General features: G+C 54.6%; 12 protein-coding genes. 5 read left to right on the top strand and 7 right to left on the bottom strand.

Annotation, left to right across the window (positions count from 1 at the left end):
- Positions 1 to 69 precede the first annotated feature (69 nt).
- The 4 genes from ybeD to lipA all read left to right on the top strand — a co-directional run bounded on the left by ybeD (position 70) and on the right by lipA (position 3487).
- Positions 70 to 333, top strand: a complete 264-nt coding sequence (gene ybeD / locus ACOTZD_RS09905; protein WP_003858718.1) for a DUF493 family protein YbeD — start codon at positions 70 to 72, stop codon at positions 331 to 333.
- Positions 334 to 427: 94 nt separating this feature from the next.
- Positions 428 to 1069 (top strand): lipoyl(octanoyl) transferase LipB, encoded by a 642-nt coding sequence (gene lipB, locus ACOTZD_RS09900; RefSeq protein ID WP_022650601.1) that lies wholly within the window; start codon positions 428 to 430, stop codon positions 1067 to 1069.
- A gap of 291 nt (positions 1070 to 1360) precedes the next feature.
- The gene (locus ACOTZD_RS09895) at positions 1361 to 2314 is read left to right on the top strand and encodes a YbeF family transcriptional regulator (RefSeq protein WP_022650600.1); all 954 of its coding nucleotides are present in this window, start codon (positions 1361 to 1363) and stop codon (positions 2312 to 2314) included.
- 207 nt (positions 2315 to 2521) lie between these two features.
- Positions 2522 to 3487, top strand: a complete 966-nt coding sequence (lipA, locus tag ACOTZD_RS09890) for a lipoyl synthase (RefSeq protein ID WP_006809637.1) — start codon at positions 2522 to 2524, stop codon at positions 3485 to 3487.
- An 80-nt stretch (positions 3488 to 3567) separates the two neighbouring features.
- Here lipA and tatE read toward each other — a convergent pair whose 3' ends face one another.
- Both tatE and ACOTZD_RS09880 read right to left on the bottom strand, forming a co-directional pair.
- Positions 3568 to 3771 carry a twin-arginine translocase subunit TatE gene (gene tatE / locus ACOTZD_RS09885; protein ID WP_003858723.1) on the bottom strand — a complete coding sequence of 68 codons (204 nt, stop codon included), beginning with the start codon at positions 3769 to 3771 and terminating at the stop codon, positions 3568 to 3570.
- A gap of 125 nt (positions 3772 to 3896) precedes the next feature.
- Positions 3897 to 4685, bottom strand: coding sequence for a deaminated glutathione amidase (locus tag ACOTZD_RS09880; protein WP_022650599.1), 789 nt, complete (start codon positions 4683 to 4685; stop codon positions 3897 to 3899).
- A 67-nt stretch (positions 4686 to 4752) separates the two neighbouring features.
- On the opposite strand from ACOTZD_RS09880, the gene crcB reads away from it, so the two are divergent.
- Positions 4753 to 5136, top strand: a complete 384-nt coding sequence (gene crcB, locus ACOTZD_RS09875; RefSeq protein WP_017382474.1) for a fluoride efflux transporter CrcB — start codon at positions 4753 to 4755, stop codon at positions 5134 to 5136.
- Between the two features lie 219 nt (positions 5137 to 5355).
- On the opposite strand, the gene cspE is transcribed toward crcB, so the two are convergent.
- The 5 genes from cspE to ACOTZD_RS09850 all read right to left on the bottom strand — a co-directional run bounded on the left by cspE (position 5356) and on the right by ACOTZD_RS09850 (position 12058).
- Positions 5356 to 5565 carry a transcription antiterminator/RNA stability regulator CspE gene (gene cspE / locus ACOTZD_RS09870; protein ID WP_002439184.1) on the bottom strand — a complete coding sequence of 70 codons (210 nt, stop codon included), beginning with the start codon at positions 5563 to 5565 and terminating at the stop codon, positions 5356 to 5358.
- A gap of 190 nt (positions 5566 to 5755) precedes the next feature.
- The gene (gene pagP, locus ACOTZD_RS09865) at positions 5756 to 6331 is read right to left on the bottom strand and encodes a lipid IV(A) palmitoyltransferase PagP (RefSeq protein ID WP_062938653.1); all 576 of its coding nucleotides are present in this window, start codon (positions 6329 to 6331) and stop codon (positions 5756 to 5758) included.
- 161 nt (positions 6332 to 6492) lie between these two features.
- Positions 6493 to 9609, bottom strand: coding sequence for an efflux RND transporter permease subunit (locus ACOTZD_RS09860; RefSeq protein ID WP_421636271.1), 3117 nt, complete (start codon positions 9607 to 9609; stop codon positions 6493 to 6495).
- Positions 9606 to 10805, bottom strand: a complete 1200-nt coding sequence (locus ACOTZD_RS09855; protein ID WP_174401997.1) for an efflux RND transporter periplasmic adaptor subunit — start codon at positions 10803 to 10805, stop codon at positions 9606 to 9608. Before ACOTZD_RS09855 ends, ACOTZD_RS09860 begins: the two co-directional genes overlap by 4 nt.
- On the bottom strand, positions 10802 to 12058 hold the full coding sequence (locus ACOTZD_RS09850) for a TolC family protein (protein WP_174401996.1): 1257 nt from the start codon (positions 12056 to 12058) through the stop codon (positions 10802 to 10804). Before ACOTZD_RS09850 ends, ACOTZD_RS09855 begins: the two co-directional genes overlap by 4 nt.
- Between the last annotated feature and the right edge of the window lie 5 nt (positions 12059 to 12063).

The raw sequence follows: 12063 nt of genomic DNA, 5'->3' as shown, positions 1-12063 counted from the left end.
ACTACGTATCAGTAAAACTCCCGCCCCGTGGCGGGAGTTATTATTTTTTACACACACGCCGGAGCTGACATGAAAACCAAACTTAACGAACTGCTTGAATTCCCTACCCCTTTTACTTACAAAGTAATGGGTCTGGCGAAACCTGAGCTGGTTGATCAGGTGGTTGAAGTGGTACAGCGCCATGCGCCGGGCGACTACTCTCCATCAGTCAAACCGAGCAGCAAAGGTAATTACCACTCGGTCTCAATCACCATCACTGCGACACACATTGAACAGGTTGAGACGCTGTACGAAGAGCTCGGCAATATCGAAATTGTTCGTATGGTGCTGTAGTCCCTCTGCGGTTACCCGGTTTGCCGGGTAACCCACTTCCCCGCTGTGATATACTCCGCGTTACCTATTCTCCCTTGTCTTCGGAGACGTCCTTTTGTACCAGGATAAAATTCTTGTTCGCCATCTTGGGATACAGCCTTACGAGCCAGTCTCTCAGGCTATGCATGACTTTACCGATATGCGCGATGACACCACCCCTGATGAAATCTGGCTGGTTGAACACATGCCGGTGTTTACTCAGGGCCAGGCAGGAAAAGCCGAACATTTATTGATGACGGGTGATATCCCGGTGATCCAGAGCGATCGCGGTGGACAGGTAACCTACCACGGCCCGGGCCAGCAGGTAATGTATGTCCTGCTTAACCTGAAACGCAGAAAGCTGGGCGTACGTGAGCTCGTGACCTTACTGGAACAGACCGTGGTGAACACGCTCGCTGAGTACGGTATCGACGCTCATCCTCGCGCCGATGCCCCGGGCGTCTACGTGGGAGAGAAGAAAATCTGTTCGCTGGGGCTGCGTATCCGTAAAGGCTGCTCGTTCCACGGGCTGGCGCTGAATATCAATATGGATCTGACCCCTTTCCAGCGCATCAACCCATGCGGGTATGCGGGTATGGAAATGACGCAAATGCGCCAGTGGGTCGCTACCGCCACGCCTGAGAATATCCGCCCCGTGCTTTTGAAGAAGTTTTTAGCGCTGCTTAACAATCCTGACTACGAATATATTGCTGCTTAACACACTTCCGGCAGTGGTTCGGTTATTTGACCAGCCACTGCTTAATTGCCGCATTTACGCTTTACAATAAACCGCATATTCTATATTTTCGAGTCGCCCATATATTAGCGTCCCATATTAATTAGAACCTTAATAGTACCATCACCGGGTATCGTGTAACGTGCGTGATAATCACCCAACTGCTTGTTTTCGATAAACAAGGGAAACTTACGAAACACTTTACGAATCTCTGCAAGCATAATAAATAAATTCAACTATCATTCATATTGTGAATGGATACGGAGTAAGAGCGTGGAGCCTACTAATTTACCAGCCAAACGCCTGAATGAAACCAGCGGCGAAGATAAGCCGCAAATTTTCCGGACTTTACGTAATATTGATCTCAATTTATTGACTATTTTTGAGGCGGTATATGTCCACAAAGGTATCGTTAATGCTGCGAAAATTCTTAATCTCACACCCTCTGCTATTAGCCAGTCAATTCAAAAATTGCGCGCGATATTTCCCGATCCCTTATTTATTCGTAAAGGCCAGGGCGTAACCCCCACCGCGTACGCCACCCATCTGCATGAGTACATCAGCCAGGGTCTGGAATCGATTCTGGGCGCGCTGGATCTCACCGGCAGTTACGATAAGCAACGAACCATCACCATAGGCACCTCTCCCTCTGTGGGCGTTCTGGTCATGCCCGCTATTTACCAGGCTGTTAAACAGCATGCGCCACAGCTGCTGATCCGCAATGTGCCCGTTAACGATCCGGAAACTCAGCTGGCGCAATTCCAGACGGACCTGATCATCGACAGCAACAGCTTCGCGGCCAGAGCATTAGGGCATAACGTTCTCTATACCGACTCTCTGGCGCTCGTTTGTCGTCAGAATCATCCTGTATTGAGCGCACCTTTGACGCCTGAAAATTTGCGTCATTACGAACATGCAACCTTTATGTCCGAGGGGCAGGGCCCGGATCCGCTGCGCCAGCGTATTGACGAACTGTTCCCGGACCGTCTGATCAGCTTCAGCAGTTACAATATGTTTACCCTCGCGGCCCTGATTGGCAGCAGCGATTTGCTCTGTATTATGCCTGTGCGTCTCTTCGCTTTGCTTCAAAAATGCTGGCCGCTGGAGAGGATTCCATTGAGTCAACTTACGACGGAATCTGTTGAAATCTCACTGCATTACAACAAGCTAAGCCTGCGCGATCCGGTGCTGGAAAACGTCATTAACGTGATCCGCCAGGCTTTCTGATCCCGCCTTTCAGCGCAAGCCCCTGCCGCAAGCGGGGCAAAAGGCACAAAACAACAACTATTTTACAAATTGGCGACCTGGCAGGCTGCTTTATCGCCCCTTTAAATGATATACTGCCTGTCGTTCGTTCAAAAATAGTTGATAATTACAACATTCCCTTGAATTGAAACGCTTTCCTTCGATATTCGCAACTGGAACACGCACGCTATGAGTAAACCCATTGTGATGGAACGCGGTGTTAAATACCGCGATGCCGATAAAATGGCCCTTATCCCGGTTAAAAACGTGGCTACAGAGCGCGAGGCGCTGTTAAGAAAACCGGAATGGATGAAAATCAAACTTCCGGCCGACTCTTCGCGTATCCAGGGGATCAAAGCGGCGATGCGCAAAAATGGTCTTCACTCTGTCTGTGAAGAGGCCTCGTGCCCTAACCTTGCTGAATGTTTCAATCACGGTACCGCGACATTTATGATTCTGGGTGCCATCTGCACCCGCCGTTGTCCGTTCTGTGACGTTGCCCATGGCCGTCCCGTTGCGCCAGACGCTAACGAACCGCAAAAACTGGCGCAGACGATTGCCGATATGGCGCTGCGTTATGTTGTTATTACCTCCGTTGACCGTGACGATCTGCGCGATGGCGGTGCTCAGCATTTTGCTGACTGTATTACCGCCATCCGCGAAAAAAGCCCGAACATTAAGATTGAGACGCTGGTGCCGGATTTCCGTGGCCGTATGGATCGCGCGCTCGATATCCTGACCGCGACGCCACCAGACGTGTTCAACCACAACCTGGAGAACGTACCGCGTATCTACCGTCAGGTACGTCCCGGTGCAGACTACAACTGGTCGCTGAAGCTGCTGGAACGCTTTAAAGAAGCCCATCCGCATATTCCAACCAAGTCTGGTCTGATGGTCGGCCTGGGTGAAACCAACGCTGAGATCATTGAAGTGATGCGCGATCTGCGCCGCCACGGCGTCACCATGCTGACGCTGGGCCAGTACCTCCAGCCAAGCCGTCACCACCTGCCTGTACAGCGTTACGTAAGCCCGGATGAGTTCGATGAAATGAAAGCCGAAGCGATGGCGATGGGCTTTACCCATGCCGCGTGCGGTCCGTTTGTTCGCTCCTCTTATCACGCCGATATGCAGGCGAAGGGCGAAGAAGTGAAATAAAGCTGTAAAATTTATTTACAGTAAAACAAAAAACCGGCCTCGTGAGCCGGTTTTTTTATGCAAGCCTTGCAGCATTGCCATTACTCTTTGTGTGAAAGCTTCTGTGCAGTGATGTCATCTTCGGCACTTTTCTTCGCTGCCGCGTCGTCATCGTTCATTGCTTTCTTAAAGCCCTTAATGGCAGCACCCAGGTCTCCACCCAGCGTGCGTAACTTCTTGGTACCGAACAGCAGGACGACCAGTGCGGCAACCACCAGCAGTTTGGTAATACTAATCTCACCCATAAATACCTTCTTTACATGAAACAGGCTGCATTCCGCCAAAAAACCTGAACGTATTAACGGTCATTTGGCGCGTGCACACAATAGCAATCTGTAACAAGGTGAATCAAGCATTGTTGAAAAAAACATCACATTAATTGCGGTGGCGCAAACCTGCGGTTGCGCAGAACAGGTAATTGCTGCCGCGCAAGCGCTATTCGGGCTGAAATTATCTCCGTCAGCAATAACGCAGGCGTCTCCGCTGCCGCAACAACCGTCACCCCCAGCGGATCGACAACCCTGCTCTGCCCAATATTTTTGTTACCACATTCACCCGCGGCTACCACGTAACAGGTGGTATCCAGCGCGCGTGCTGCCAGCAGCGTCGCCCAGTGATGCTCCTTAAGCGGTCCTTTGACCCACGCGGCGGGCAGAACCAGCACCTCCGCCCCCTGCAATGCCAGGTTCAGCGCCAGCTCGGGAAAACGGATATCGTAGCAGGTCATCAGGCCAACCTTAAAACCCTCCACCTCAATCAGCGGCGGAATTACACTCCCCGGATCGACCAGGCGCGACTCCTGAACGCTGAACGCATCATACAGATGAAGTTTGGCGTAGCTCGCGACAATGGCACCCTCACGTATCGCCACCAGCGTGTTCACCGCGCGCCCCGGCGAGGACGGAATATGGACCGTCAATATGGTGGTGAGCGTGTTGCCAACGCTTTCGGCCAGCAGTCGTTTCAGAAACCCCCCTTCCAGCGTTTGCGCAGACTTTACCGACAGATCCGGATCGCCATCATCACGGGCCAGTAACGCCTCGGGAAGTACCAGCAACGACGCCCCCTTTTGCTTCGCCGCATGCATCAGGGAGACGCATTTATCCGCGTTTTCATTCCAGTCCGGCGTCACCGCGAACTGCCCTACTGCAACATACATAATTGTCTCCCGGTCAAAAACAGCGTTACACTCGACGCACTTACACAGCAAATAGCAGGTATTGACAGTGTTACAACTACTTATAGCCGTTTTTATTGGTGGAGGCACGGGTAGCGTTGCGCGGTGGCTCTTAAGCATGCGGTTTAACCCTCTGCATCAGGCCATTCCGATGGGGACACTGGCGGCAAATCTGATCGGGGCGTTTATTATTGGGATGGGGCTGGCCTGGTTTAATCGCATGACCAACATCGACCCTATGTGGAAGGTTCTGATTACAACCGGCTTCTGCGGCGGCTTAACAACGTTTTCTACCTTCTCTGCGGAGGTGGTGTTTCTGTTTCAGGAAGGCCGGATGGGCTGGGCGCTGACGAACATTGCCGTTAACATGCTTGGCTCGTTTGCGATGACTGCGATCGCATTCTGGTTATTTTCCTCCGCCAGCGGACATTAAGCACGGCAACCTTAATGTTGGCTTAATTTTTCTCTGTCACTCTTGGCTCAATATTGAACGAGGGTGATAGCATGAAAGAAAATCTCTTAGGCGTGGGTATGGTATTGCTAAGCGTCGCGATCGTCGCCAGCTTCCTGAAGATCTATCTTATCGGTTGATTCAGAACGAAAAAAACCCGCTCATTGAGCGGGTTTTGAAATTCTTGCTGACGCGTCTGAATTACAGAGCGATTACGTTAGCAGCAGAAGGGCCTTTGGCACCGTTAGTGATTTCGAACTCTACGCGCTGACCTTCAGCCAGAGTTTTGAAACCATTAGACTGGATTGCAGAGAAGTGTACGAACACGTCTTTGCTGCCATCTTCAGGAGTAATGAAACCGAATCCTTTGGACTCATTAAACCACTTAACGTTACCTTTAATCTTAGACATCAAAATTACCTTTACATTAAAAAACGACACAAATGCTGTGTCGGGTATCAGTACAACAATTGTGAGGCGTTTTGTCCAGCGGATCTTTGATAAAAAGTGACAAAAGTCGCGTTAATTTTCGCTGTCCGATTTTTATTCTTTACATTTCCATGTCTGTGCATTTTTTGGCCGATTTAGCAGAAAAACTCAGTTAAAACTGAAACCGCATCCAGGCAAAGTAAACGTTACCGTTGTTATAGGTACCCGGTATGTAGGTCATCTGAAACGTCGCCGGACCGTAACCAATGGAGGCAAGCGGCAGCAGTACCGGAACAGGAATGTATTTCCAGTTATCACGCGCCGTAAACCCTGCCGTATAGCCCAGCCCGAGACGGAAGTTGTCGTCTGATAACGGACGCCAGTTTTTTTCCCAGCCGTAACCGCCAATAGGCTCCCATTTATTGTAGGAGTCCTTAAACGCCATCAGGTACAGGCCATGCCAGTTACCTTTTTCATCCCAGCGAGACTGACCGAAGCCGGCCCCCCACGGACGTTCGTTATAACGGTCTGTTTTTTCTTTATCGTAGGCGAAACGTGCATGCCACGTAATGGCCGGAATATAGAGATCGTAATGCTCAGGCTCATTCCATGTTTGCGCGACGTTATCCGTGAAGGTGGTGAACCAGCCTTTATCCGCTGTATTGCTGTCTGCATTAACAGCAGACGCAAACGATAACTGCCCAATAATAAACAACAAAATCAGGGGGAATTTAATTCGTACAATCACAATGCCATTACCATATTTAGTATTCGGTGCAGACCTTAACACAGAATACTTGAATGAACGCTTAACAGCATGGGTGTTATTCCTAATTACCATCCCGTTCCTGGGAATAATCTGAGGATACATAAACTGCATGCCTGAATAAGCACATGCAGTTGACATATTTAACGTTGATGTAACAATTTGTAGAGTGCGGGAATAACTAACATCGACAATAACGGTGCCGTTACCATGCCACCAATCATCGGCGCGGCAATACGTTGCATCACCTCCGAGCCACTCCCACTCCCCCACATGATGGGCAGCAGTCCTGCCATAATAGTGGCGACCGTCATCACCTTCGGACGCACGCGCAGCACGGCACCTTCGTGGATCGCCCGCATCAGCACCGTATTTCCCCCTTCTGGCTCCAGCCTGTGATATTTATCGATCGCATGATTCAAATAAAGAACCATAATTACGCCGAATTCTGCCGCCACCCCGGAAAGGGCGATAAAGCCAACGGCCCCCGCCACTGACAAATTATATTCAAGCAGCCACAATAACCACACGCCCCCAATAAGCGCGAACGGCAATGTCCCCATTATTATCAGGACATTTGATATCCGCCTGAAGGTTAACCATAAAAGGACGAATATAATCATCAGCGTGACAGGTAAAACTATTTTGAGCCTCGCGGTCGCCCGTTCCAGATATTCAAACTGCCCGGACCAGGAGAGAGACACGCCCTGCGGCAATACCACCTTCTCCTCCACCCGTTTTTGCATTTCATCCACGGCGGACTTCAGATCGCGCCCGCGCAAGTCAACATAGATCCAGCTGGAAAGGCGCGCGTTTTCACTTTTTAGCATCGGTGGGCCTTCCGTCACGACGATATCGGCCAATTCCCCCAGCGCCACCTGGCTACCGCTGGCGGTCACTACCGGCAACACCCGCAACGCGTCGACGTTATCACGCAAATCGCGGGGATAACGCAGGTTGATGGGATACCGCTCGCGTCCCTGGATCACCTCGCCAATGTTATCGCCCCCGACCAGCGTGGAGACCAGGCTTTGCAGTTCATCGACGGAAACGCCGTAGCGCGCGGCTTTTTGCCGATCGATACGAATATCCACGTAGCGTCCGCCTTCCAGACGCTCCGCCAGCGCAGAGGAGACGCCAGGAACGTCCTTCACCACCTGCTCAATCTGCCGGGCCACACGCTCAATGTCGGCAATATTATTGCCGTTCACCTTAATGCCGACCGGGCTTTTGATCCCGGTTGCCAGCATGTCCAGACGGTTACGGACAGGCGGCACCCACACATTGGCAATGCCCGGCAGCGACACGGTTTTATCGAGCTCCTCCACCAGCTTTTGCGGCGTCATTCCTGGCCGCCACTGCTCGCGGGGCTTAAAGTGGATGGTTGTTTCCAGCATGGTTAATGGCGCGGGATCGGTTGCCGACTCTGCCCGACCGGCTTTGCCAAACACGCTCGCCACCTCCGGGACGCTTTTGATCAAGCGGTCCGTCTGCTGAAGCAGCCGTGATGCCTCGCGAGCAGAGATCCCCGGCAGCGTGGAGGGCATATAGAGTAAATCTCCTTCATCCAGCGGCGGCATAAATTCGCTTCCCAGGCGGCTCAGCGGCCAGAGCGTGGCGATCAGCAGCAGACATGCCAGTGCCAGCGTCATTTTCGGGAAGGTCAGTACCTTGTCCAGCAGCGGCTCATACAGGCGGATCAGGAGGCGGTTGATCGGGTTTGCCTTCTCATCCGGGATTTTCCCGCGAATGAAAAAGCCCATTAGCACCGGCACCAGGGTGATCCCAAGCCCGGCGGCCACGGCCATCGACCAGGTTTTGGTGAACGCCAGCGGCGAGAACATTCTGCCCTCCTGCGCTTCCAGCGAAAAAACCGGTATAAATGACAGCGTGATGATTAACAGGCTGCAAAACAGCGCCGGTCCCACTTCAACCGCCGCCTTTTCCGCCAGACGCCAGTATTCCCCCGGCGCGGGCTCCTTGCCCGGATTATCATGCCGCCACAGCTCCAGCACCTTGTGCATGTTTTCAATCATCACAATTGCGGCATCCACCATCGCCCCGATGGCAATGGCGATCCCGCCGAGCGACATCATATTCGCGTTAATGCCCTGATAGTGCATCACCACAAAAGCCCCGAGGATCCCCAGCGGCAGAGAGACCATCGCCACCAGCGCGGAGCGCAGGTGGAACAGGAACAGCGCACACACCAGTACCACCACGGCAAACTCTTCGAGCAGCTTGTGCGTCAGCGTTTTGACCGAGTCCTCAATCAGCGTGGAACGATCGTAGACCGGAACAATCTCGACGCCCTGCGGCAGCGTTTCTTGCAGCTCGCTCAGTTTCGCTTTTACCGCATGAAGCGTTTCCAGCGCATTCTGCCCGTAGCGCATCACGATCACGCCGCCAGCGACCTCCCCTTCACCGTTAAGCTCCGCCACACCCCGGCGGATCTCCGGGCCAATGCCAATGGTGGCGACATCTTTCAGCAGGACAGGTACGCCATCGCGGGTAGCGATCACCACATTGCGAAAATCCTCCAGCGAGCGCAAATAGCCCGTTGTCCGCACCATATACTCCGCTTCGCCCATCTCCAGCAGGGCGCCGCCGCTCTCCTTATTGGCGGCCTGCACCGCGCCGGATAGCTGGCTGTGGGTAATATTCAGCGCGCGCATTTTCGCCGGGTCCGCCACGATCTGATACTGACGCACCATTCCGCCAATACTTGCCACCTCAGATACATTCGGTACCGTCTTAAGCTCGAACTTAAGCGTCCAGTCCTGTAGGGCCCGCAGATCTGCCAGGCTGTGTTTTCCACTACGGTCGATCAGTGCATATTCGTAGATCCAGCCGACGCCCGTCGCATCTGGCCCCAGCGACACCTTTACGCCCGGCGGAAACTGCGCCTGTACCTGGCTTAAATATTCCAGCACCCGGGATCGCGCCCAGTAGAGATCGGTGCCATCCTCAAACAGCACATACACATAAGCGTCACCAAACATTGAAAAACCGCGCACGGTTTTGGCGCCCGGCACAGACAACATGGAGGTTGTCAGCGGCCAGGTCACCTGATCTTCAATCACCTGCTGCGCTTTTCCGGGGTAACTCGCTTTGATAATGACCTGCACATCAGACAGATCGGGCAACGCGTCCAGCGGCGCGCGCTGCACCGCCCACCAGCCCCAGCCTGCCATCATCAGTGCGGCCAGGATCACCAGCAGGCGGTTATGCAACGAGGCGCGAATCACAGCGGCAATCATGGCGTCACCTCCGGCATCACGCTACGCAGGCTGGCTTCGGAATCAATGAAGAATTGCCCGGACGTCACCACCTTATCGCCCTCTTTGACCCCGGACAGGATCGCCGTCCAGCCCTGCGCCGTCAGGCCGGTTGTCACCGTCACAGGCCGGAAATAACCGTCCCCGGTAGCCAGCAGCAGACGCGCAGACTCTCCGCTGTTAATCACCGCCTCTTCCGGCACCGCCAGCACCGGCGGGCCTTTCATCTCTTCCGCACGCCTGACGGAGAGGTACATACCCGGCTTCAGCTTATGTGCGGAATTTTCCAGCACGATACGGGCTTTCAGGGTTCGCGTGGTCGTCTCCATCTGCGGCAGCAATTCGCTGACCGTGCCGTGGAATTGCTCCCCCGGCCAGCTTTCTGACGTTGCGACCACGTTGCTGCCCACTGCCAGAGACTGCGCCTGCGTTTGCGGGTAATCGACCACCAGCCAGACCGGATCGAGCCTGGCGATCTCAAACAGCGGCGCCGTTGCGGTGATTTGCGCCCCTTCCCGCACGTCCAGCTTCACCACATAGCCGGCCCGGTCAGCGCGCAGGGTGAGCGTGGTCTGCGGCTTACCGCTACGCTCCAGCAAACGAATGACCTCTTCCGGCATAAACTGCAACGCCAGCCGCTCGCGTGCGGCGCGGGTCAATGCGGCATCGCCAAGCTGACGAACCGCGAGATACTCCTGCTGGGCGGTGGTCCACTGCGGGATCCACAGTTGCGCCAGCGCCTCTCCGGCTTTCACCTGCTGCTGCGGCGCATTAACAAACAATTTTGACACCACGCCATTGGCCGGGGCTGACACCACCGAGACGTTACGTTCATCCGTTGCAACCGTGGCAAAGGCCGAGAACGGCGAAACCAGCTGGCGCATCTCAACGTTGGCGGTTTTCATCCCCAGGTTTTGCTGCTGTTGAGTGCTGATGGCCACGCCTGACGCCGCCTGTGCTTCATCGGCGTAGCGCGGGACCAGATCCATATCCATAAAGGGGGATTTACCCGGCTTATCGAAGCGCTGACCGGGCACCATAGGGTCGTACCAGTAAAGCACCTTACGTTCAGAGGGTTGTGCAGCCGCAGCCGGCTGATGCGTCTGCTTCTTTCCGACAAAATAGCCGCCAGCGGCAGCTATCGCGATGGCAATCGCCATTAACGTTGTTTTTTTCATTGCGCCAGCTCCTGCGGGATCAGCCAGTTCACGGCAGCCCAGGTTCGCGCCATTTCGCGCTCCGCCTGGTTCACCGCCAGTTCCGTATCCAGTACGCCACGACGCGCCTCCAGCAGGGCCGGAAGCGCCGACTGTCCAGAGCGATATTGCGCCGTCAGTACCGCCAGCCGTTGACGCTGCAACGGTAGTACCTCGTCCCGCTGTCGCTGCCACACCGTTTGCGCAGCCTGATACTGCGCCACCAGCGTTTGCACCTGGGCAATGTGTTCGCGCTTGAGCAGCGTCAGTTGATCCACCGCCTGCATAGAGCGGGAAACATCGGCGGCGTAATCCTTGTCCTGACGTTTTGACTGGAACAGAGGCAGATCCACGCTGAACATCACGCCAGCCATATCGTCATAGCCTTCAGCGCGGTGGGCGTAATAGACCTCCACATCCACATCGGGTATCGCCGCCACAGCAGATTGCGCTGAACGCGCTTTCGCGGTCTCGGCTTCACGTCGTGCGGCCTCCACTTCCGGGTGCCTGACGATCCCCTCCTGCAACGTTTTTTCATCGGCAGGAAGACGCTGATAGCGCGGCAGCGGACCGCGAACCGCCGTAATCGCGTGCCCCGTAAGCTCCAGCAGACGGCTTTGCGCCAGCTGCACATCCCGCTGCGCCAGCGTCTCTTTGTCGCGCATGGAGCTGAGGATCATTTGCAGGGCCAGTACGCTGTCCGGCATTGCGCTTCCCGCCCCGACGCTCGCCTTCTGCACGCCCCGCTGACGTTCCGTTTCACGGACCAGCGTTCTGGCCGTGTTCAGTGCCTGCTGGGCCAGCGCCAGATCCAGCCAGGCCTGGGCGGTATCACGCTGAAGCGCGGCGCGGACGGCTTCGGATTTTGCCAGCACGCTTCGCGCCTGCGCCTGCAAGGTCTGCGCTTTACGTTCCCGCTTCTCTGAGCTGACGTAGCTTTGCATGATGCCAACCTTCTGCATGGTCATCCCTTCGCGCGTCAGCCGCCGATCGTTGCTGCCCTGTACCGGCACGTTTTCGATACCGAATTTCAGTTTTGGGTCAGGTAATTGCGTGGCGGAATCCGCCATCGCATCCAGCGCCTGCGCTTCGTTACGGCTGGCAGAGAGTTCTGCCGAGTAGCGCTGGGCTTCGGTCAGGGTGTGTTCGAGCGTCCACGGCTCCGCCTGCGCGGCGGAGGTTAACAGGCCGAACAATACCCCACCGAGCCACAGGCTCAGTGTGTGTTGTTTCATGGTGA

The organism is Enterobacter cloacae complex sp. SHL022, from assembly GCF_049237785.1.
GTDB lineage: Bacteria > Pseudomonadota > Gammaproteobacteria > Enterobacterales > Enterobacteriaceae > Enterobacter > Enterobacter hormaechei_C.
The sequence above is the reverse complement of the archived record's forward strand: the minus strand, read 5'-3'. Positions and strand labels throughout refer to the sequence as shown.

Coding starts and splice junctions, on each gene's coding strand:
- tatE (WP_003858723.1), bottom strand. CDS start 3,771: ATGGGTGAGATTAGTATTACCAAACTGCTGGTGGTTGCCGCACTGGTC.
- cspE (WP_002439184.1), bottom strand. CDS start 5,565: ATGTCTAAGATTAAAGGTAACGTTAAGTGGTTTAATGAGTCCAAAGGA.
- ACOTZD_RS09860 (WP_421636271.1), bottom strand. CDS start 9,609: ATGATTGCCGCTGTGATTCGCGCCTCGTTGCATAACCGCCTGCTGGTG.
- lipA (WP_006809637.1), top strand. CDS start 2,522: ATGAGTAAACCCATTGTGATGGAACGCGGTGTTAAATACCGCGATGCC.
- ACOTZD_RS09880 (WP_022650599.1), bottom strand. CDS start 4,685: ATGTATGTTGCAGTAGGGCAGTTCGCGGTGACGCCGGACTGGAATGAA.
- ACOTZD_RS09855 (WP_174401997.1), bottom strand. CDS start 10,805: ATGAAAAAAACAACGTTAATGGCGATTGCCATCGCGATAGCTGCCGCT.
- ybeD (WP_003858718.1), top strand. CDS start 70: ATGAAAACCAAACTTAACGAACTGCTTGAATTCCCTACCCCTTTTACT.
- ACOTZD_RS09850 (WP_174401996.1), bottom strand. CDS start 12,058: ATGAAACAACACACACTGAGCCTGTGGCTCGGTGGGGTATTGTTCGGC.